The sequence below is a fragment of the Paenibacillus turicensis genome (assembly GCF_017873435.1).
Taxonomy (GTDB): domain Bacteria; phylum Bacillota; class Bacilli; order Paenibacillales; family Paenibacillaceae; genus Fontibacillus; species Fontibacillus turicensis.
In genome coordinates, this window is sequence record NZ_JAGGKG010000003.1 from 176,438 (window position 1) to 199,277 (window position 22,840).

The 22,840-nt window shown below is 40.4% G+C and carries 17 protein-coding genes; all 17 read left to right on the forward strand.

Annotation, left to right across the window (positions count from 1 at the left end; translation table 11 throughout):
* Window positions 1-82 precede the first annotated feature (82 nt).
* The 17 genes from bshC to spoIIGA all read left to right on the forward strand — a co-directional run bounded on the left by bshC (window position 83) and on the right by spoIIGA (window position 22,773).
* The gene (bshC, locus tag J2Z32_RS04830; RefSeq protein WP_210088043.1) at window positions 83-1,720 is read left to right on the forward strand and encodes a bacillithiol biosynthesis cysteine-adding enzyme BshC; all 1,638 of its coding nucleotides are present in this window, start codon (window positions 83-85) and stop codon (window positions 1,718-1,720) included.
* A gap of 953 nt (window positions 1,721-2,673) precedes the next feature.
* On the forward strand, window positions 2,674-3,111 hold the full coding sequence (gene mraZ, locus J2Z32_RS04835) for a division/cell wall cluster transcriptional repressor MraZ (RefSeq protein WP_210088044.1): 438 nt from the start codon (window positions 2,674-2,676) through the stop codon (window positions 3,109-3,111).
* Between the two features lie 29 nt (window positions 3,112-3,140).
* Window positions 3,141-4,115, forward strand: coding sequence for a 16S rRNA (cytosine(1402)-N(4))-methyltransferase RsmH (rsmH, locus tag J2Z32_RS04840; protein ID WP_210088045.1), 975 nt, complete (start codon window positions 3,141-3,143; stop codon window positions 4,113-4,115).
* A gap of 1 nt (window position 4,116) precedes the next feature.
* Entirely contained in the window at window positions 4,117-4,530 is a 414-nt protein-coding gene (locus J2Z32_RS04845; RefSeq protein ID WP_210088046.1) for a hypothetical protein, read from the forward strand.
* 21 nt (window positions 4,531-4,551) lie between these two features.
* A complete protein-coding gene (locus J2Z32_RS04850; protein WP_210088047.1) occupies window positions 4,552-6,840 on the forward strand; it encodes a penicillin-binding transpeptidase domain-containing protein in 2,289 nt (762 codons plus the stop codon).
* Between the two features lie 97 nt (window positions 6,841-6,937).
* A complete protein-coding gene (locus J2Z32_RS04855) occupies window positions 6,938-8,893 on the forward strand; it encodes a stage V sporulation protein D (protein ID WP_210088048.1) in 1,956 nt (651 codons plus the stop codon).
* A gap of 169 nt (window positions 8,894-9,062) precedes the next feature.
* Window positions 9,063-10,553: a UDP-N-acetylmuramoyl-L-alanyl-D-glutamate--2,6-diaminopimelate ligase gene (locus J2Z32_RS04860; RefSeq protein WP_210088049.1), complete on the forward strand. Its 1,491-nt coding sequence runs from the start codon at window positions 9,063-9,065 to the stop codon at window positions 10,551-10,553.
* Window positions 10,553-11,953 (forward strand): UDP-N-acetylmuramoyl-tripeptide--D-alanyl-D-alanine ligase, encoded by a 1,401-nt coding sequence (locus J2Z32_RS04865; RefSeq protein ID WP_210088183.1) that lies wholly within the window; start codon window positions 10,553-10,555, stop codon window positions 11,951-11,953. Before J2Z32_RS04860 ends, J2Z32_RS04865 begins: the two co-directional genes overlap by 1 nt.
* A gap of 20 nt (window positions 11,954-11,973) precedes the next feature.
* Complete coding sequence (gene mraY, locus J2Z32_RS04870) at window positions 11,974-12,939, forward strand: phospho-N-acetylmuramoyl-pentapeptide-transferase (protein ID WP_210088050.1); 966 nt, start codon at window positions 11,974-11,976, stop codon at window positions 12,937-12,939.
* A gap of 3 nt (window positions 12,940-12,942) precedes the next feature.
* Entirely contained in the window at window positions 12,943-14,367 is a 1,425-nt protein-coding gene (murD, locus tag J2Z32_RS04875) for a UDP-N-acetylmuramoyl-L-alanine--D-glutamate ligase (RefSeq protein WP_210088051.1), read from the forward strand.
* Window positions 14,368-14,416: 49 nt separating this feature from the next.
* A complete protein-coding gene (gene spoVE, locus J2Z32_RS04880) occupies window positions 14,417-15,514 on the forward strand; it encodes a stage V sporulation protein E (RefSeq protein WP_210088052.1) in 1,098 nt (365 codons plus the stop codon).
* A gap of 5 nt (window positions 15,515-15,519) precedes the next feature.
* Window positions 15,520-16,623: an undecaprenyldiphospho-muramoylpentapeptide beta-N-acetylglucosaminyltransferase gene (murG, locus tag J2Z32_RS04885; RefSeq protein ID WP_210088053.1), complete on the forward strand. Its 1,104-nt coding sequence runs from the start codon at window positions 15,520-15,522 to the stop codon at window positions 16,621-16,623.
* Between the two features lie 225 nt (window positions 16,624-16,848).
* Window positions 16,849-18,132: a UDP-N-acetylglucosamine 1-carboxyvinyltransferase gene (gene murA, locus J2Z32_RS04890; protein WP_210088054.1), complete on the forward strand. Its 1,284-nt coding sequence runs from the start codon at window positions 16,849-16,851 to the stop codon at window positions 18,130-18,132.
* Between the two features lie 89 nt (window positions 18,133-18,221).
* Window positions 18,222-18,965, forward strand: a complete 744-nt coding sequence (locus J2Z32_RS04895) for a cell division protein FtsQ/DivIB (RefSeq protein ID WP_210088055.1) — start codon at window positions 18,222-18,224, stop codon at window positions 18,963-18,965.
* A 243-nt stretch (window positions 18,966-19,208) separates the two neighbouring features.
* Window positions 19,209-20,453 (forward strand): cell division protein FtsA, encoded by a 1,245-nt coding sequence (ftsA, locus tag J2Z32_RS04900; protein ID WP_210088056.1) that lies wholly within the window; start codon window positions 19,209-19,211, stop codon window positions 20,451-20,453.
* Between the two features lie 61 nt (window positions 20,454-20,514).
* Complete coding sequence (ftsZ, locus tag J2Z32_RS04905) at window positions 20,515-21,630, forward strand: cell division protein FtsZ (protein ID WP_210088057.1); 1,116 nt, start codon at window positions 20,515-20,517, stop codon at window positions 21,628-21,630.
* A gap of 198 nt (window positions 21,631-21,828) precedes the next feature.
* A complete protein-coding gene (gene spoIIGA / locus J2Z32_RS04910) occupies window positions 21,829-22,773 on the forward strand; it encodes a sigma-E processing peptidase SpoIIGA (RefSeq protein WP_342453915.1) in 945 nt (314 codons plus the stop codon).
* The last annotated feature ends 67 nt before the right edge of the window (window positions 22,774-22,840 follow it).

Sequence of the window (22,840 nt, forward strand, 5' to 3'; positions counted from 1 at the left end):
TCTACTAGAAATAGAGTGGTATTTTCGTTTTTTTGATACAATCAAATAAGCTGTGACAGCAAAGAACTAGGGGGATTACAAAATGAATGTTATGCAACAGCCCATTCCAAATGGACAACCACTTGCTGAGGCGCTTATACATAAATATGAGAGTGTAGCTCATTTGTATGAAAGCAATGCATTTGAAGAAGCAAGCTGGACGCGGAGGATGGAATGGCTTGATCGTACAGAGCATTTACGTATAGACAGAAAAAAGATTGTAGGTTGTTTAACTCAATTTAACCAAAAATATAATAATTACGAGGCAGTTCATACCTCGCTTTCACTTTTAGAGCAGTCAGGTACGCTTGCCATCTCAGGTGGTCAGCAAAGTGGTTTGTTTACAGGGCCTTTACTGGTTATTTATAAGGCGATCTCGATTATAAAAGCAGCTCAATATGGTAGTGAGCTATTAAATCGACCTGTTGTCCCTGTTTTTTGGATTGCAGGTGAAGACCATGATTGGGATGAAGTGAACCACACGTATGTGTTATCACCAGATTTACAAATTAATCGCATTAGATTAGCACGTGAAGATCAACATCGTTCTCCTGTGAGCAAGGTTAGCATCTCAGAGGAAATGTGGGAAAGCTCCTTAACTGAACTAGAGACATTATTGGCTGGAAGTGAGTTTAAGGAGCATTTATTGGCTGAACTAGGACAACTTTGTCGCGAATCAGATACATTGACCATTGCTTTTGCAAAGCTGTTAGGTAAATGGTTTGGTAAATATGGACTTATTTTGTTGGACTCCGCAGATGAAGGTTTACGTAAGCTTGAAGCTCCTGTATTTGAAGCCATCATTGAACAAAATGATGAGTTGGAGCAAGCCTATTTAGATACAGCGAAGGAAGTTGCTCAATTAGGCTTAACCGCACAAGCGGATGTAGTCGAAGGTGGAGCAAACTTATTTTATATTCATGGTCAGGACCGCTTGTTGTTGTTCAAACAAGAGGGGAAGTTCGCTGACCGCAAGCAACAAGTTTCCTTTACAAAAGATGAACTGTTAGCAGAGCTTCATCAGCATCCTGAACGTTTCAGTAATAACGTATTAACAAGACCATTGATGCAGGATAGCTTATTGCCAGTGCTGGGTGCAGTCCTTGGCGGTGGTGAAATTGCGTATTGGGGACTTACAGGTAAAGCTTTTCAAGTGTTAGGTCTGCAAATGCCAATTTTGCTACCAAGAATGTCATTTACGGTTATCGAAGGTACTTTGCACAAGCATATGGATAAATACGAGTTGAAGTGGGAAGACATCATTTCACCTGAGAAATTTGCAGATAAGCGGAAGACGTGGTTAAGTGAACAAGATCAATGGAAGATTGAAGATCAATTTGCTAATATTAAATCTTCCTTTACAGGAATGTATGAACCTTTAATTGAACAGTTAGGCCACGTTCAAGCTGGACTCTTAAAGCTTGGGAATGCAAATAAGGATAAAATTGTCGATCAAATTGAATACCTTCAAAATCGTGCGATGGATGCGTTAGCTCGTTCTAATGAAGCTGGCATGCGTCACTTTGATCGGATTGAATACTCTCTATATCCACAGCATAAACCACAAGAGCGAGTGTATAATGTGTTTTATTACCTTAATCGCTATGGGGAAGGCTGGATTGATCAGCTCATGGAAATCCCGTATGATGTTACAGGCAGTCATCGTGTGATTTACGTATAAAATAATACAGGTGCGAACCCCAAGCTCACATAAAAACCTGGGGTCCTCCGCACCAATTTTATTACATTTAATGGAATTTTATAAAAATTACTAATTGATTTTAATTGCTAATACCCATTTTATACCTTCTATTTGTCCTTTTACTGGATTAAAATACTGATATTAGTTAAAAAATCGCTGTCACTCCTTATGTAGGAGTGTGGATTGAAATTTGAATGGCAGCAAGACACCAAACACAGGAAGCAAGTCACTCCTTATGTAGGAGTGTGGATTGAAATCTCATTGTGGCAGTCTTGGCACAGATACTCTAGGGTCACTCCTTATGTAGGAGTGTGGATTGAAATACGACTATCTGCTACTAACTGTCCGTTGTGATTGAGTCACTTCTTACTCAGGAGTGACTACTAAGCCCCCTTAAGACGGATACTTACTCCCACGCCTTAAACACGTCACTCCTTGCAAAGGAGCACGGATCCCAACCGCTGCCTTTCAGTCCTTCTATCTTTATGATTTTAAATCCGGTCACTTTATCCACAGGAGTGACCTATTTGTTTCCATCCTGCCTCCTCCCCAAAATCTCTTACCAATTCTTAAAAAACTTTATGCCAGCTTGCAGTAGCGAAGAGACAGAGGGATTTCGGAGAAATGAAATGTTCGCCTTTAAAGCCCGATTCCTACCATAGCTACAACTCAGGGAATCGGGCTTTAACAGCGATCGTAGGAACCCTCTGGAACGAAGCTACCCCCAACTCCCATCATAAAGTTTTTTCACCATTGCTGAGAATTTTGCCCTATCCACAAGAGAAAATAGGCCACAAGCACTAATTACCCACATGTGGATAAAAAAATATGAGCGCTAAGGAGGATTTATAAAAGTAACGTAGAATATAAACTATCTATAAGTGGTGGAAAGTGGAGCAAAGTGGGAGAAAGAGGCGGGGAGTGAGCAAACAATGTTTATGGGCGAATTTCAGCATAACATTGACGATAAAGGCCGCATGATTATCCCGGCTAAATTTCGTGAGCTTCTTGGTACCTCTTTTGTTGTTACCCGTGGGCTTGATAAATGTTTATTTGTTTATCCACTACCTGAATGGGAAGTGTTAGAGCAAAAGCTTAAAACTCTTCCTTTAATGAAATCTGACGCACGGGCATTTACCCGCTTTTTTTTCTCAGGTGCAACTGAATGCGATTGGGACAAACAGGGAAGGGTAAATTTACCGAGCAATTTAAGAGACTATGCGAACCTTGAAAAAGAATGTGTTGTCTTAGGCGTATCTAACCGTGTTGAAATATGGAGTCGTGACATTTGGGAGCAATACTTCCAGCAGTCTGAGGATACGTTTAATGAAATTGCGGAAAAGTTGGTTGATTTTAATTTTGATTTGTAATTCAAAAACTAAGTATGGAGGGCTGCAGCTTGTTTCATCACATCACGGTGCTTAAGGCAGAGGCTACAGAAGGGCTGCGTATTAAGCCTGACGGTATTTACGTAGATTGTACATTAGGAGGGGGAGGGCACAGCTCAGTTATATTATCTAAGCTAAGTCCCAAAGGTCGATTGATTGCTTTTGATCAAGACGATTGGGCTTTAAATAATGCTAAGCAGCTTTTAGCTTCCTACACAGAACAGCTACATCTTATTAAAAGTAATTTTGAAAATTTAGAAGAAAAGTTATCTGAACTTGATTGGGTTCCTAAACGTAACGGTATTCCTCAGGTTGATGGAATATTGTTTGATTTAGGTGTATCATCACCCCAGTTTGATGAAGGAGAACGTGGATTTAGTTATAATGCAGATGCAGTTTTAGATATGCGAATGGATCAAGGTGCGGAATTAACCGCTAGACACATTATAAATGAATGGTCAGAATCAGAAATAGCTAGAATCTTATTCCAATATGGAGAAGAGAAGTTTTCAAGACGTATCGCCAAGGTAATTGTAAAAAGACGTGAGGAAAGTCCCATTAATACAACAGGCGAGCTTGTTGAATTGATTAAAGAGGGCATCCCTGCCGCTGCCAGAAGAACTGGCGGACACCCTGCAAAACGTAGCTTCCAAGCTTTACGAATTGCTGTGAACGATGAATTAGGTGTGCTTGAAAAAGCTTTACATGCTTCTGTACGTTGTTTAGCTCCAGAAGGTAGAGTATCTGTGATTACATTCCATTCACTAGAGGATCGGATTTGTAAACAAATCTTTGCAAGTTATGTGGAGAAATGTACATGTCCTCCAGATTTCCCTCTATGTGTATGTGGAGCAAGCGGAGAGCTAAAACTAATTAATCGCAAACCACTTATTCCTTCTGATGAAGAAATTGCCCAAAATCCCCGAGCACGATCAGCTAAGCTACGTGTGGCGGAGAAATTGCACTTGGTAGCGGAGGACTCTTAAAATGGCGTATACAAGAGGAAATTTAGCAGTAAAAGAAAAACGGAAGCAATCCTATTCACCTGAACGTTATCGTGAAACGACAAAGGTAGTTACACGTCGTACATCCATACCAGCTCGTGAGAAGTTGCTGTATTTGTTCACAATTTTGCTTGGTGTGGCGGTGATGGTAGGACTATTAATTCAAAATAGTACGTTGTATGGCATAAAAAGAGATATGTACAATATGAAAGCATCCATTACAAAGATGAATGTGGAAATTAGTGAGCATGCCACAACAAAAGAAACACTAGAACAAAAAATACCTGAAGAAGCGGCTAAGCTAGGTTATGTGGAGTCGGTTGAAGAAGGCGTTAATATTGCTGTACCTGATACTGCAGCGGTAACATCTGAGCGTACAACAACAGCGAAAAAATAATATTTTAACGAGGACATTTATATGATAAAAAGAATAAAGCTTCGTACACTATTAATAGGGGGATGTATCACCCTCTTTTTTGTTTTATTGTTAGGTAGAGTGTTTTGGCTACAAATTGTAGAGGGGAATTTCTGGCAGGCACATGCAGAAAGTATTTGGTCCCAGAAAAAGGTGATCCCTGCACAACGAGGCCAAATTACAGACCGTAACGGTGATATTTTGGCAATGAATGCACCTGCTTATACTGTGGCTGTGAATCCTCAGATCATTAAGCAGTTAAAGCTAGAGGATGAAATTATAGAAGGACTTTCTAAATTATTAAATAAAGATGCAGGTGAAATAAAGAGCTTAATTGAAGCAATAAACCCTAATACAGGGAAGCTTTATGCACAACGTGAGTTACGGAATGAAGGCTGGCAAATTGACCAAACTTTAAAAAACAAAGTGCAAGCCTTTAAGGAAGGTTTAGAGAAGAAATACAATAAAAGAGACGTTGGCATTGTGTTTATTGCTGAGCAAAAACGCTATTATCCTAAAAATTCATTAGCTTCACATGTGCTTGGGTATATTAGTCGTGAAGGGAAAGCAATTTCAGGCATTGAGTCTTCTCTAAATGATAAGCTTAAAGGAGTCGACGGGTCGTTAGAATATAAAAGTGACGGTAAAGGTATTGAAATTCCAAAGGCAAGTGAAATCTATACCCCACCTAAGGATGGCGAAAATGTAGCACTAACGATTGACTATACCATTCAATATTATATTGAAGAAGCCGTTAAGGAAGCTTACAACGAACTTAATCCAATCAGTATTTCGGTTATTGCAGCCAATCCCAAAACGATGGAAATTTTAGGGATGGCCAATGCACCAACCTTTAATCCTAATACCTACGGGGAAGCTGAAGAAGAAGGCTTTTATAATCATGCTACAAGGTCACAATACGAGCCAGGTTCAACCTTTAAAATTGTAACCTTAGCAGGGGCAATACAAGAAGGCTTTTTTAACCCTGATGCCACCTATATGGCAGGGAAAATTCGTGTGCCAGGTCGAACAATTCGAGATTCAAGCTATAATAAGTTAGGGAGTATTCCTTTAACCTATAGACAAGGTGTAATTCGGTCAAGTAACGTTGCTTTTATTAAAATGGGTTATGAAATGATGGGTCCTGATCTATTAAAACAATATGTAGATAATTTTGGATTTGGTAAGAAAACAGGTATCGAGTTATCTGGTGAAATTCCAGGGATAGTTGCTCCTAAATATGCGGCGGACTTTGCCGCGATGTCTTATGGTCACGGGCAGTTGCTTGTTACACCATTACAGCAAATTGTAGCGATCTCCGCCGTCGCTAACGGTGGGAAGCTGATGAAGCCCCATATCGTGAAGGAAACTACTAATCCACAAACTGAGCAAGTAACTGTTACTAAACCTGAAGTGATAAGCCAGGTCATTACACCTGAAACCGCCAAACAGACGGGGCTTATGCTGGAAGAGGTTGTTTCCGATCAGAAGAATGGAACAGGGCGTCATGCCTATATTGATGGCTACCGTGTAGCAGGTAAAACAGGGACAGCAATCAAGGTTATTAATGGACAATATGACCATACAAAACAGGTAGTTTCGTTTATCGGATATGCGCCTGTGGATGACCCTAAAATTGCGGTCATCGTCGTGATTGACCAACCACAAAACTCTGATTTGGGCGGGGGAACCGCTGCTGCGCCTGTATTTAAAAAGATTGTAAGTCAATCATTGCAATATATGGGCGTTCCTAAGCGGACGGATAAGCAAGCTACAAAGGTAGAAAACACCTTAAAAGTACCTGACTTATCTGGATTAACTTTAAAGGCAGCAAAGGATAAGCTCGTCGCAAGTGGGATTACTTATGCTACCTTAGGAAAAGGAGATAAGCTTGTTTCTCAGTTTCCAAAGGCAGGCACCACTCTACAAGGGGAACAATATATGTATTTGCTCACTGAAGCTGGCGACAAGATTCAAATTCCTGATGTAAAGGGCAGATCACTACGCGATGCAATGGAAATATTGTCTGCTCTGAATGTAACCGTGAAATCTGAGGGCATAGGTTATGTAGTTTCACAAACAACCACTAATGAAAATGGGAAACGAGTTGTGACACTGCGCTTAGAGGCTCCAGATGCGGACAAGGATGATAAGGCAGCTAAAGATAAAGATAAAGATAAAGATAATGAAAACCAAGATCAGGATAATAAAGATAAAAAACAAGGTACCTCTGGGGCTAAAGATGACAATGCAGCCAAGAGGGAAGACAATGATGAAGTGCAGGGTGAATAGAATTTAAAAGGATAGCTTGTTCTATTGCCTCCTTGTCCTGAATAATCATGATACAAAACTATCATGCTCAGGATACGTATTAAAGGAGGTTTATAGAATGAAAAATTCACAAGTCACCATTAGAAAAAGATTGTTATGGTTATTATTGGGGTTAACGCTGATGTTTGGTGCGCTTGTTATTCGTCTTGCCTATGTGCAATTAGGACAAGGTGCCGAGTTATCTCAAAAGGCCGAGGAGTCATGGCGTCGGAATATCCCATTTTCCGCAAAGCGTGGAGAGATTAGCGATCGGAATGGAGTCACATTAGCTTACAATGTAACAACACCTACGATCATGGCTATTCCTGTTCAAATTAAGGACAAGGCGTCAACAGCACGAAGCTTAGCATCTATCATTGATATGAGTGAAGAAAATATATTAAAGCAAATTTCAAAAAAGCAGTCGATTGTTCGGTTACAGCCCGGTGGACGTAAAATTACGATGGAAAAAAGCCAGCAAATTCGTGATTTAGCTCTTCCGGGCATTGTTGTTGCTGAGGATAACAAAAGATATTATCCATTTGAAGGCTTAGCGGCTCATATTTTAGGCTTTACTGGAAGCTACAATCAAGGTTTAGCAGGACTTGAAAGTAAATATGAGAGTGAGCTTAGTGGAATGAATGGGAATGTATCCTATTTATCTGATGCAGGTGGGCGCTTAATGCCAGGGACATCTGAAAAATATGTACAGCCTAAAGATGGCTTGAATTTGCAATTAACGATCGATAAATCAATTCAAAGTATTATAGAAAGAGAATTAGATGATGCGATGAACCGTCTACATGCGAATTCAGCACTAAGTATTGCAATGAACCCCAAAACAGGTGAAATATTAGGGTTGGCCTCAAGGCCGGGCTTTGAGCCGGGACGTTACCAAGATTTTGACGCATCAACCTACAACCGCAACTTACCGATTTGGATGACGTATGAGCCAGGTTCAACTTTTAAAATTATTACACTTGCCGCCGCTTTGGAGGAAAAAAAGGTTAACTTACAGCATGATCATTTTTTTGATCCGGGTTATGTCAAGGTGGGAGGCGCAACGCTACGTTGCTGGAAAAAGGGTGGGCATGGCAGTCAAACCTTTTTGCAGGTCGTTGAGAACTCGTGTAACCCTGGTTTTGTAGCATTAGGCCAACGCTTAGGTAAGGAAACGTTATTTGATTATATTCAAAATTTTGGTTTTGGTACGAAAACAGGGATTGATTTGGCAGGGGAAAGCACTGGTATTTTATTTAAGTTAAGTCAAGTTGGGCCTGTGGAGCTTGCGACGACAGCGTTTGGTCAAGGGGTATCTGTTACACCGATTCAACAAATTACAGCTGTCTCAGCCGCAATAAATGGGGGGAAGCTCTATCAACCTTATGTCGCTAAGTCATGGACCAATCCAGACACAGGCGAAATTGTAGCAAGTAACGAACCTAAGCTGATTCGTCAGGTTGTATCTGAGGAAACATCTAAGCAAGTGCGTGAGGCACTAGAAAGCGTTGTAGCGAATGGCACGGGTGGTAATGCATTTATAGATGGATATCGTGTTGGCGGTAAAACAGGGACAGCACAGAAGGTCGTAAATGGTCGTTACTCCACCAGTGAGCATATCGTGTCTTTTATTGGGTTTGCACCTGCGGATGATCCGCAAATTGTTGTTTATACTGCTGTAGATAATCCACAAGGGATCCAATTTGGGGGCGTAGTTGCAGCGCCTATTGTAAAAAATATTCTTACGGATGCGCTAGAATATATGAAGGTTCCACCTCGGGAAAAACAAATGAACAAAAAATATAAATATGGAGAAATCCCAATCGTTACTGTTCCTGATTTAATAGGCAAAACTGCACAGGATATTTATGAGGATATGAATATGAATTTTAACTTAGCAAGATCAGGCTCTGGAAAAGTTGTGATTAATCAATCTCCAAAAGCAGGAGCTAGAGTGGAAAAAGGAGCAACGATTCGAATTTATATGGGTGAAGAGACGGAACTAGGGGAGCATGACAACGATCACAACCATTAATGAATATGAAATGACATAACTAGTTTCATGTTCATTTTAATAAAATAATAAATTTATTTTTAGAGTGAATAAAATTCCTGAAATTACATCCTTTTGGTGATAATATAGTAAAGGAGTTTTTTGAAATAACATAGCTATGGAAAGTGCTTAAAATGGATGGAGGGTTTATATGCTGCTCGGTGATTTGAGAAAGTTTGTAGCAATTAGTGAAATAAAAGGGGATGAAAATACCCCATTCTCAGGTATTGCCTTTGATTCGCGTAAGGTTCAGGCTGGAGATCTCTTTTTATGCATGGAGGGCTTTACCGTAGATGGACATAACTATGCAGCTAAAGCTGCTTCACAGGGAGCTGTAGCCCTCATCGTGGAGCGATGGTTGGATGATGTTAATCTACCTCAACTTAAAGTAAAAGACAGCCGTCTTGCGATGGCGATAATAAGTAATGTATTTTTTGATTATCCTAGCCATAAAATGGGAGTAATTGGTGTCACTGGTACTAACGGTAAGACAACAACGACTCATCTAATAGAAGCTATTTTGCAAGATCATCATAAAAATGTTGGATTAATTGGTACGATTAGTCGCAGGTTTAATGGACAAAGCTTCACCTCTTCTGGTACTACACCAGAATGTCTTGATTTGCAGCATTATATGCAAGAGATGGTATCTGCGAATGTAGATTATTGTGTGATGGAGGCCTCATCACATGCATTAGAGCAAGGAAGGTTAAAGGGGATCCATTTCCGTACTGCAGTTTTTACGAATATGACTCAAGATCATCTTGATTATCATAAAACGATGGAAGAGTATACACATGCAAAAGGGCTACTATTTTCTAGACTAGGTAATTCCTATTCTGAAAATTTAGCAGAGCGGAGTTATGCGGTGTTAAATAATGATGATCCTGCAAGTGAATATTTTAAAAAAATTACGTCAGCAGAGGTAATCACCTACGCTGTAGAGCAGGATGCAGATGTGAAGGCCTCTAACATTGCAATTACGGCTAAAGGCACCTCCTTCCATGTGGCTTCACCATGGGGTGAAGCAGATATTAGCTTGCAGATGGTAGGCAAGTTTAATGTTTATAATGCTTTAGCAGCGATGACTGCGGCATTGCTTGAAGGCCTGACCATAGCAGAAATTAAACAAAGCTTAGAGCAGGTTCCAGGGGTAGAGGGCCGTGTTGAAGCCGTTAATGAAGGACAGGATTTTGCTGTACTTGTGGATTACGCGCATACACCTGATGGGCTTGAAAATGTACTTCGTACTGTGAAGGAATTTGCAGTAGGAAAAGTCATTACCGTGTTTGGTTGTGGGGGTGACCGTGATCGTACAAAGCGGCCAATTATGGCGAAAATCGCAGCGGAGTATTCTGATTATGTTGTGGTCACTTCAGATAATCCTCGTACAGAGGATCCAAATTTTATTTTACAAGAGGTTGAAGCTGGGCTTATTGAGATGAATGCTGATAAAGAGCATTACGAATTACTTGTAGATCGGCGTGAAGCAATTAACCATGCTATTGAAATGGCAAGCCATAACGATGTAGTATTGATTGCGGGGAAAGGTCATGAGACCTACCAACTAATTGGCACAGCAGTGCTTGATTTTGATGATCGAGTTGTTGCTCGTGAGGCGATAAGGGGACGCTTGGTGTGATAAAAACAAATTTAAAACAAATTGCTGTGATGTGTAATGGTAAGCTACCATCACAGGTTAATGAGGAAATACAAGTAACGGGAGTTGTGACTGACTCCCGTCACATTACAAAGGGATGTCTGTTTGTTCCGCTTGCTGGTGAGCGGTTTGATGCACATGATTTTGCCGCTGCCGCAATAGAGGCAGGGGCAAGTGCAATTTTGTGGTCAAGAGCAGGGGAAGAGCCACCTGGTCCAGCTATTATTGTTGATGACACTTTAGCCGCTTTACAAGCTATGGCTGCCAGTTACTTGGCTAGTAGTTCAGCAAAAGTAATTGGCATTACAGGTAGTAATGGCAAAACGACAACAAAAGATATGGTATATGCAGTATTATCTACCATCTACAAGGTGCATAAAACCCAAGGCAATTTTAACAATCATATCGGGATGCCTTTAACGATTTTGTCGATGCCTGTGGATAGTGATTTTATTGTGCTTGAGATGGGGATGAGCGATAGAGGTGAAATTAAGCTGCTTTCAGAGCTAGCTAGACCTGAAACCGTAATTATCACTAATATTGGAGAGTCGCATTTATTGCAGCTTGGTTCACGTCTAGAAATTGCAAGAGCTAAGCTTGAAATTATGACGGGTCTACAAAGTGATGGCTTACTTATTTGTAATGGGGATGAGCCCTTAATACAGCAAGTGCTAGAGGAAACAGACACACACAAACCACAACAATTTAATAAAATGACATTTGGGCTAGGCCAACATAATGATGAGTTTCCTTCTGAAATGAACTTTACCCAAGATTCTGTCAGCTTCATGACACATCAAGGTGTTAATAGAACTTACACCCTTCCACTATTAGGTGAGCATAACGTCGTTAATAGCTTAGCGGCCTTGATCGTGGCAAGACACTACAAGGTGCCAGAGGAAAAAATCGTACAAGGTTTACAGCGTCTTGCTTTAACAGGCATGAGAATTGAATTTATTGCTTGTGAAAATGGAATTACGGTTCTAAATGATGCTTATAATGCTAGCCCAACCTCGATGAAAGCTGCCATTCATGTACTTGAAAATATGAAAGGCTATCAAAGAAAAATTGCTGTGCTCGGAGATATGCTTGAATTAGGTGCTTCTGAAGGGAAATATCATGAGGAAATTGGAAATTTACTTGATGCAAGTAAACTTGATTACCTATTTACTTTAGGAGAGTTAGGGAAAAGAATTGCTGAAGGAGCAAAGAAACGCCTAGACGAAAAAAAGATATATGCATATACTGATAAAGCTGAGTTAATTGCGAAGCTTGAGACAATGTTGTCCCCAGATGATGTTGTTCTAGTAAAAGCCTCTAGAGGAATGGCACTAGAAAAAGTAGTAGAACAGATTAAGCAATTCAAACATCAAAATATTTAGATTAGGGAGGTGAAAATCCCATGGATTTTGGACTTATATTTATTTCAATGGGTGTATCATTTATTTTATCCGTCATCTTAGCGCCACTTTGTATTCCAATCTTGCGTCGAATGAAATTTGGTCAGCAGATTAGGGGAGAGGGACCAGAGAGTCATCAGAAAAAAGCAGGCACACCTACAATGGGTGGAATTATTATTATATTAGCCTTTGCTTTATCTTTTCTAAAATTTTCAGTGGTGAATACTGATTTTTATATTTTATTAGTTGCAACACTAGGTTTTGGATTAGTTGGTTTTTTAGATGATTATATTAAAATCGTATTTAAACGTTCCTTGGGATTAACACCAAAGCAAAAACTAATTGGGCAGCTTCTTTTTGCGGGCATAGTTGTGGCATTGCTAATATCTGAACAGCATAGCACTGCAATTGGTATACCAGGGCTTAGCTTTAGCTTTGACTTTGGACCATGGTTTTATTATCCATTTATCGTTGTGATGATGCTAGCTATTACCAATGCCGTAAACTTTACAGATGGTTTGGATGGATTGTTATCAGGTGTCAGTGCAGTTTGCTTTGGGGCCTATGCCATTCTTGCTATTCAAGCTACATCAATCCCTGCCGCTGTATGTGCAGCAGCCATGGTTGGTGCAGTTTTAGGTTTTCTAGTCTTTAATGCACATCCCGCCAAAGTATTTATGGGAGATACAGGATCACTTGGAATTGGTGGAGCGATTTCTGCAATTGCCATTATTACGAAAAGTGAATTACTGTTTTTAATCATTGGTGGTGTTTTTGTAATCGAAATGTTGTCAGTGGTCATTCAAGTTGCTGTATTCAAAAAGACAGGTAAACGTGTCTTTAAGATGAGTCCGATTCATCACCATTTTGAATTATCAGGTTGGTCAGAATGGCGTGTCGTTACGAGCTTTTGGAGTGTAGCGTTAATACTTGCAATCGTTGGACTTTATTTGAGCAAGGGGTTGTAATTTATGAGGCATCCAGAATCGTACAAAGGTAGTCAAATTGTTGTGCTTGGTTTAGCTCGAAGTGGTGTAGGGGTTGCAAAAACGCTACATGGGCTAGGAGCCAAAGTGGTTGTGAATGATCGAAAATCAAGAGAGGAATGTCCTGAGGCTGCTGAGCTTGAGGTTTTGGGCATTCCTGTAATTTGTGGTGGACACCCAGATGATTTAATTCATGAAGGGATTAAGCTTGTCGTTAAAAACCCTGGAATTCCTTATTCTGCGCCACCGATCGTACAAGCACTTAACATGAACATTGATGTCGTAACGGAAGTGGAAATTGCTTATGAGCTGTGTGAAGCACCAATGATTGGGATTACAGGCTCTAATGGCAAAACGACTACAACGACATGGGTCGGTAAAATGCTAGAAGCCGCAGGGATGAAGCCGATTGTTGCAGGTAACATCGGAACGCCACTTTGTGAGGCTGCTGAATATGCGACTACAGATAATTGGATGGTTGTGGAACTAAGCAGCTTTCAACTTAAAGGTACGGTAAACTATGCACCTAAAGTGGGTGCTTTACTTAATTTAGCAGAGACGCATTTGGATTACCATGGTGGTATGGAGGATTATGTTGCTTCTAAACAAAAATTGTTTGCGAATCAGACCTCGCAGGATATCGCTGTCTTGAATGCGGATGATGAGATTTGTCAAACTATACTTCCTCAGCTTAAGAGCAAGACGATATTATTTTCAATGCTTCAGCAATTGGAGCAAAACGGCGTGTATGTAAAGCCTGCCTTTTTGCCTCAAGAAGACGATGATAAATTACGACATATTATTTATGCAGATGAAGCGGGACAGGAACACGAAATTGTTGCCATACACGAGATTGGACTGCCCGGTCGTTACAATGTGGAGAATGCACTAGCCGCAGTGGCGATCTCAATTGCAGCAGGTGTAAATCCAGTCAGCCTTCGCGAGCCTTTAATGTCGTTTCGTGGGGTGGAGCATCGTCTTGAATATGTTGAAACAAAGCACGGCGTTACTTTTTATAACAATTCCAAAGCAACAAATTCTAAAGCGACGATCATGGCTTTAGATGCGCTTAAGGAGCCAATCATTCTTATCGCAGGGGGCCTTGATCGGGGTTCGGATTACCTCGAACTACTTCCTTACTTACAAAGCAAGGTTAAGGCTGTTGTCGCAATAGGCGAAACAAAGGAGAAAATTGCGGAGGTTGCCTCCAAGGCAGGATTAACAGAGATACACCTTGTCGATACTGAGAGTAGTGCTGCAGAAACTTTGCAAAATGCGACTCGGCAAGCTGCCAAGCTGGCAGGGACAGGAGATATCGTTTTATTATCCCCTGCTTGTGCAAGCTGGGATATGTTTAAGTCTTATGAAGAACGTGGACGCATTTTTAAAGAAGCGGTGCATACCCTTTAAGTAGGGGGGTGGATAAGCCCCTACTTTTATCGAAGAGGTGGCTTCCACGATGAGCAAAAGTGAAACTGCTCCTGATTTTTGGTTAATAGCCAGCATCCTCGGATTGCTGGCTATTGGTATTGTAATGGTATACAGTGCGGGATCTGTTCTTGGATTCCATGATTACGGAGACCCCTTTTATTTTGTGAAGAGACAGGGGTTATTTGCCGTGCTTGGCCTAATAGCCATGTTTATTATGATGAATGTAAATTATCGTATTTTACGAAGATATGCCAAGCCGATTTTAATTACTTGTTTTATTATGCTCATTATCGTCTTAATCCCAGGTATTGGTGTAGTACGTGGGGGAGCTAGAAGTTGGTTAGGTATTAGTTCATTTGGGATTCAACCCTCTGAATTTATGAAGCTTGGTATGGTATTATTTTTGTCCTATTGGCTAAGTCAAAAAGAATATAACATTACCTCGTTTACACGTGGTTTATTACCGCCACTTGGTATTATAGGTTTAGCTTTTGGACTAATTATGCTTCAGCCAGATTTAGGTACAGGTACTGTCATGTTAGGAGCTGCACTTCTTATCGTATTTACAGCGGGCGCAAAAATGAAGCATCTATTAGGCTTAGCTGCTGTAGGGGCTGCTGGGTTTATCGGATTAATAATAGCGGCGCCCTACCGATTACAGCGTATTACTGCCTTTTTAGATCCCTGGTCTGATCCGCTTGGGGCAGGTTACCAAATTATTCAATCTCTTTATGCGATTGGTCCTGGTGGACTTGCTGGGCTTGGCTTAGGTATGAGTCGTCAAAAATATAGCTACGTGCCAGAGCCACAAACGGATTTTATTTTTTCGATTTTGTCTGAGGAGTTAGGTTTTATTGGCGGTTTGTTTGTGTTGTTTTTATTTTTAATTATTGTTTGGCGAGGGATTCGTGTCGCAATGACCATAGATGATCCCTTTGGCAGCCTACTTGCAGTTGGTATCGTAGGTATCGTAGGTATTCAAGTCATTATTAATATCGGTGTAGTTATTGGATTAATGCCTGTAACAGGGATTACATTGCCTTTGATAAGCTATGGTGGCTCTTCCTTAACCTTGATGCTAACGGCGTTTGGTATTTTATTAAATTTATCACGGTATGCGAGGTGATTAGGATGCGAGTCGTATTTACTGGTGGTGGAACAGGAGGACATATTTATCCTGCGTTAGCTGTTGCTCAGCAATGCAAGGATGAGTATCCTGAATCACAGTTTTTATATATCGGTGGACAACATGGATTAGAAAGCACCATCGTACCGTCACAAAACATGGAGTTTAAGGCACTAAATATTACTGGGTTTAAGCGTAAGCTGTCGTTTGAAAATGTAAAAACGGTAATGCGTTTTATGAGCGGTGTGCGTCATTCCAAAAAATGGTTGCGTCAATTTAAGCCTAATGTGGTTATCGGTACAGGGGGATATGTATGTGGACCCGTTGTTTATGCTGCGGCAAAGCTTGGCATTCCAACGATCATTCATGAGCAAAATGCAGTTCCAGGCTTAACCAATCGTTTTTTAAGTAAATATGTATCTACAGTAGCAGTGAGCTTTGAAGAAGGATTAAATGCTTTTCCAGAGGCTAAAAAAATTGTATACACAGGCAATCCTAGAGCAACAACCGTTTACCTTGCTGATAAAAGGAAGGGATATGAGTCGCTTGGCTTACCTCAGCATACTAAAATTGTGCTAGTCGTGGGTGGCAGTCGAGGCGCACAAGCCATTAACAATGCAATGATTGCCATGTCAAAGCAACTATATAAGCTTCTAAACGTTCATTTTGTATATGTAACAGGTGAAAAATATTTTGCTGCAACGCGGGAGGCTATTTCTGAGCAATTAGGTAAAATCCCTAGTAGTTTGAGCGTTGTTCCATATGTACACAATATGCCAGAGGTCCTTGCGGCCACTTCTTTAATTGTAAATCGTGCAGGTGCTTCCTTTTTGGCTGAGATTAATGCGCTTGGTATACCATCCATCTTGATTCCTTCCCCCAATGTAACTAACAATCATCAGGAGAAAAATGCCCGAATGTTAGAAAAAAACAATGCGGCCAAAGTTATTGTTGAAGCCGACCTAACAGGTGAAGTCCTGTTTCAGGAGATTCAACACATTATGAGAAATGATGCTGTTCATCGTAAAATGTCTGCCGCTTCAAAAAAGTTAGGCAAACCAGATTCAGCTCATTTAATTGTGGAAGAAATGAAGAAAATAGCTAAATGAAGCACTCAGATGGGCGATTGTCACACTCTTACGCTAAAGGGCATAATATACCACATACATCGTGACAATCGCACGAAGCCTAGGGCTTCTAGGACAGCACTTCGTAGAACCTTAGCGCGTTGGCATCTTTTTTACAACCCCTCATCACCTTTTGCTAACGGCATGGATTTGATGTGTCACGTATAATTTTAAATTTTCGCTAACGGGAAACTCGGAGGTGATACATTGGACAAATTGGTGATTGAGGGCGGTAGACCCCTATCTGGATCAATTCGTATTCATGGAGCAAAAAATGCCGCATTGCCAATTTTGGCAGCCAGTTTGCTATCAGAAGGCAAGGTGCAGCTATCAAATGTCCCTCATTTGTTAGATATTGAGGTGATGTTGGGCATTCTGAACAGACTTGGCTGTAGGGCTGTACAACAGGGAGATAAGGTGACCATTGATAGTGATCGAACAAATTCTGCTCATGTGCCTGAGGATTTAATGAGACAGATGCGGTCATCTATATTTTTAATGGGACCTCTTCTTGCTAAGTTTGGGGAGGTTTGTATTTATCAGCCTGGAGGATGTGCGATCGGCGAACGAAAAATTGACCTGCATCTTAAAGGACTAGAGGCATTAGGTGCAGTCATTGAAGAAAATGATCAACAAATTTGGTGTAGGGCTACAAAATTAATTGGTAATGATATTCATTTAGAATATCCAAGTGTAGGTGCAACGGAAAATATTATGATGGCCGCATCCCTTGCTCAAGGGACCACCGTAATTACAAATGCAGCCCGCGAACCAGAAATACAAGATTTGCAAAATTTCCTCAATGCGATGGGTGCAAGCATTATGGGGGCAGGCACAGATACGATTACGATTCAAGGTGTTGATAAGCTATACTCTTGTCAATATGAGATTATCCCTGATCGAATTGTTGCTGGCACGATACTGATTGCGGCTGCCGCGACACGAGGAACCGTAACGTTATCTCATTGTAATCCTTCACACCTAGTTTCGTTACTTCATGTACTTAGGCGTGCTGGTGTTCAAATTAGGGCTTGCAATGATATAATAACCGTAAGTAGTGCTTCACGACCTAAACCGATTGATTGTATCGTCACACTACCCTATCCTTCGTTCCCTACCGATTTACAGTCACAAGTTATGGTCTTGTTGTCTTTAGCCGATGGTTTTAGTGTGATGAAGGAGACCGTATTTGAGGGCAGATTTAAGCATGTGGATGAGCTTGTGAGAATGGGGGCTGACATTTCTGTAGACTTGAATACAGCATTTATTCGTGGGGTTCCTAGATTGTATGGGGCTACAGTGGAAGCTACAGACTTAAGAGCAGGTGCGGCTTTGGTGATTGCAGGCTTAGCAGCTCAAGGCAGAACAATCGTAGAGCAAATCCATCACATTGATAGAGGTTACGATCAAATTGAGTTGATGTTTGGACATCTTGGTGGGAAAATGCGACGTGAGACAAAGGTTGCCTTAAAGCAATTAGATTTAGCATAATTTTCGAGATGAAAGCTAACCTTGTGAAAAAACTGTTAGCTTTCATCTTAGAAATATAAGCTTTAAAGATCATGATATCGGAGAAAACTATGGAAAAAGCTAATGTACCTGTCCTTAAACAAAACAAACCTAATAAACGTGGCAATCGAAAAGTAAAATGGATTATTGTAACCTTATTTATTTCTATTTTAACGATTCTATTTTTTCGGTCTTCGCTAAGTGAAGTTTCTGAGATCAATTTTGAAGGAAATAAGTATGTAACAACAGAGCAGTTGATGAAGGCCGTCGAGGTACAGAAGGGAGATGCCTTTTTTGGGACAAGCTCAGGCACAATTGAACAAAGACTAGAGAAGGTGCAGTCCATTCAGTCTGTCACTGTACAAAAGTCTTTTCCTGGCGTCATTAACATTCAGGTTCAGGAATATCCTGTTCTTGCCTATACATTGGATGCTAATGGGGGATTGAAAGGACTTTTAACAAACGGTGTCATGATTCCATTTGAGAATGGGACAGTTGTAATTGATAAGCCAATCCTGTCTCAGTGGAAGGAAAACGATCCTAATCTAAAAAAACTCGGCAGTGCTTTATCTCAAATTGATGCAAACCTAGTTTCAGATATTTCTGAAATCGCTCCTGAGCCTACGCTGTCTTATCCAGATCGGATTAAGATGTATACTAGATCACATTTTGTTGTAATTTCTTCCATTTCCCTTTTGCCACAAAAGGCGGAGTATATGAACAGAATCCTTGAATCTCAGGAGCCAGGCATCTTGAAATTGTTAGATGCTGATTCGTACGTGCCATTTTCAACTAATGTTGACACGGAGAAATAAGAAAATCGTACTACTCATCATTCACAAAAAATGATAAAATATGTTTTATGTAACCATCTATCTCTATCAAACTTTTGTCTTGAATAGATATATCGGTTATTCTGTATATAAACAAGATTTCCTCTTATTTGTGGAGTGAAGGTTAGTAGGGAAAAAACTTCTCCAAAAAAGAGGGATAGATTAAAAGATGTTGAATATTGTAGAGAGTGTTTTTTATGAAAATTAACAGGAGGTGCCAACGGCTTGAGCAGCAATGATATCATTGTTAGTTTGGACATCGGTACATCCAAGGTTCGTGCTATTATTGGGGAAATTAATAATGGATCCTTTAATATTATTGGGGTTGGATCTGCTGACTCGGAAGGTATTCGTAAAGGTGCGATTGTAGATATTGACCAGACAGTTCAATCCATTCGAAATGCTGTGGATCATGCTGAACGTATGGTAGATATTCAAATATCGGAAGTATACGTCGGCATATCGGGGAATCACATTGGACTACAGACGAGCCATGGAGTTGTAGCTGTCCAAAATGAAGATCGTGAAATAGGCGAAGACGATATTGAACGAGTTTTAAAGGCAGCAGAAGTAATTGCTCTTCCTCCTGAACGTGAAATCATCGATATTGTAGCAAAACAATATATAGTTGATGGTCTAGAAGGAATTCAAGATCCAAGAGGAATGATAGGTGTTCGTCTTGAGGTTGAGGCAACGATTATTACTGGAGCAAAAACAGCAGTACATAATCTGCTTCGTTGCGTTGAGAAAGCAGGCTTAAAGGTAGCTGATTTAATTGTATTGTCTCTTGGGTCAGGACAGCTTGCTCTTTCCAAGGATGAGAAAACGATGGGCGCTGCATTAGTTGACATTGGTGCAGGTTCTACAACAATCGCAGTGTTCGAAAGCGGCACAATCGTTGCGACATCTACGCTTCCGATAGGGGGAGAATTTATAACCAATGATATTGCTTATGGGCTGCGGACGTTGCCTGATCAAGCAGAAAAGGTAAAGCTGAAATATGGCTGTGCTTCCATTGAAGATTCAGCACCTGATGTTACTTTTAAAGTGACTAGAATTGGTAGTAATGTAGATAAGGAATTTTCACAAGAAGATTTGTCATCTATTATTGAACCAAGGGTACAGGAAATATTCCAGCTTATCTATCAAGAATTAAAAAGACTAGGATATAATGAACTGCCTGGAGGCTATATTTTAACAGGTGGCACCGTGTCTATGCCAGGACTTTTAAAAATTGCACAAGAGGAATTAGCATCTTCTGTAAGAATTGCTGTTCCTGATTATATCGGTGTGCGTGATCCTGGGTTTGCAGGTGGAGTTGGCATCCTATATCAAGTGATTAGAGATGTGACACTTCGCAATGCTGCACCTAAAAAGTCTACCAATCGCAAGGCGGCTCCGCCTACTGAAAGCTCACGCAAATCAGGATTAGTAGATAGATTGAAAAATTTATTTAAGGAATTTATATAAACTTTTTAGGTTAATGAATGGACAAGCCATCCATGCATAATTAAGGGGGAGATGGAACAGTATGTTGGAGTTTGATTTTGAGATGGAGAGCTTGGCTCAAATTAAAGTAATTGGTGTAGGTGGCGGCGGTAGTAACGCTGTGAACCGTATGATTGAAAATGGAGTGCAGAGTGTTGAATTTATTACAGTAAATACAGATGCTCAAGCGCTACATTTAGCTAAATCCGAGCATAAGCTCCAAATTGGAGACAAATTAACTCGTGGTTTGGGTGCAGGTGCAAATCCTGACGTAGGTAAAAAAGCGGCTGAAGAATCTCGTGATTTAATAGCGAGTACCCTTAAAGGCGCAGATATGGTTTTTGTTACGGCTGGAATGGGTGGTGGAACAGGAACAGGTGCAGCGCCAGTTATTGCGGAAATTGCGCGTGAATGTGGTGCTTTAACCGTTGGTGTTGTTACACGTCCCTTTACATTTGAAGGTCGTAAGCGTTCTAATCAAGCAGAGCTTGGTATTGAAGGCCTCAAAGAAAAGGTGGATACCTTAATTGTAATCCCTAACGATCGTTTGTTAGAGATTGTTGATAAGAAAACTCCTATGGTAGAGGCATTCCGTGAGGCGGATAATGTATTACGTCAAGCCGTTCAAGGTATTTCTGATTTAATCCAGGTTCCCGGTTTAATTAACCTTGACTTTGCCGATGTAAAAACAATTATGACAGAGCGTGGCTCAGCCCTAATGGGAATAGGCGAAGCTTCTGGTGAGAATCGTGCCGCAGAAGCAGCACGTAAAGCAATTATGAGTCCGTTACTTGAAACTTCGATTGAAGGTGCACGTGGCGTTATTATGAATATTACAGGTGGGTCTAACCTATCTCTATATGAAGTAAACGAAGCAGCAGAAATTGTCATTGAAGCTTCTGATCCAGAAGTAAATATGATTTTTGGTGCAATTATTGATGAAAACATGAAGGAAGATATCAAAGTCACTGTGATTGCAACTGGCTTTGAACATAAGCCTGCTGTTGCTCCAAGTCGTAAACCAGCTAGTAATCCAGTAGCTACACCTGAGCAACGTCAGCAATCCTCACTAAGACCATTTGGAAACCATAATACAAATAGCGATCAGCTTGATATTCCAACTTTCCTCCGTAATCGCTCACGCAACAATAACGAATAATTCTTTTCATTCTCCTCTCTTAAAATCTCCAGTCCATCATGGACTTGGAGATTTTTTTCTTGTCTTCTTTTTTAGCTTTCCTCGACAAAATTAGTGAATAATGTTCATTCAATTTTAGACAGACTTTACATTCTGTCCTCTATATACTGGTAATAGTCTATTGAAATGAAGAGCTTGATTTATCCTTGTAGGATTTAGGTGATAGGATTGATTGTTTATATTGATCTTATTTTTTTCGTGAATCTATTGATTGACGCTAGTCTTCTGTTAACAACCGCATGGCTAAGGAAGCTTTCATTTAAATGGTGGCGTATTATTTTTTCTGCCTCAATTGGTGCCATGTATGTCTTGATGATGTTTTTACCAGCATTGTCGTTTATGTTTACATTTTTAGTAAAGTTTTTATTTTCGGTTGTGATGTTATGGACCGCCTTCGGATTCCCAAGTCTTCAAGCCTATTCACGTAATTTAGGTGCGTTTTACATCGTGAATTTTGTAGCAGCAGGAGGGATTTTAGGGTTCCATTATATGCTACAGGATGCTGGAGAGGTATGGAATGGAATATGGTACATGGCCTCTGGTGGAATGACATTTACATTAAGCATAAGCATGGTTTTTATTTTAGTTTCTTTTGGTATTGTCCTTTTTTGGTTTAGATCGATGATGAACAATAGAAAAAATGTGGAACGAGTGGCTGCATCTCTAGCGGAGGTTGAAGTCCAAATCGAAGGGATCAAGGTAGCGTGTATAGGTCTAATAGATACAGGGAATCAGCTCACAGATCCTTTATCAAGACTTCCGGTGATGGTGATGGAAGCAAATATGTGGAGTGACTTCCTCCCAGATAGCTGGAAGGGTAAGCTTGGTGGAGAGCATGCGGACAACCTTATTATGGAGTGGATGGAGGTGGAGTCTTTTTCGTGGAGAGACCGGTTACGACTTGTCCCTTATCGTGGCTTCAATCGCGGGACACAATTTATGATTGCGATAAAGCCAGATCAATGTGTAATACAGGTGGGTGAGCAGCAGATTGTTTCTACAAAGGTACTTATTGGTTTGGATGGGGGAACGTTATCCTCTGAGGGAAAATACCAAGCTATTATTCATCCATCATTAACTGAGGTGGAAGTGACTGATCATTAATCATTGGTTATTTAAATTATTTAGAAGTGATTAAAAAGACACAAATGTAAATAGGAGGAAAGCAAAG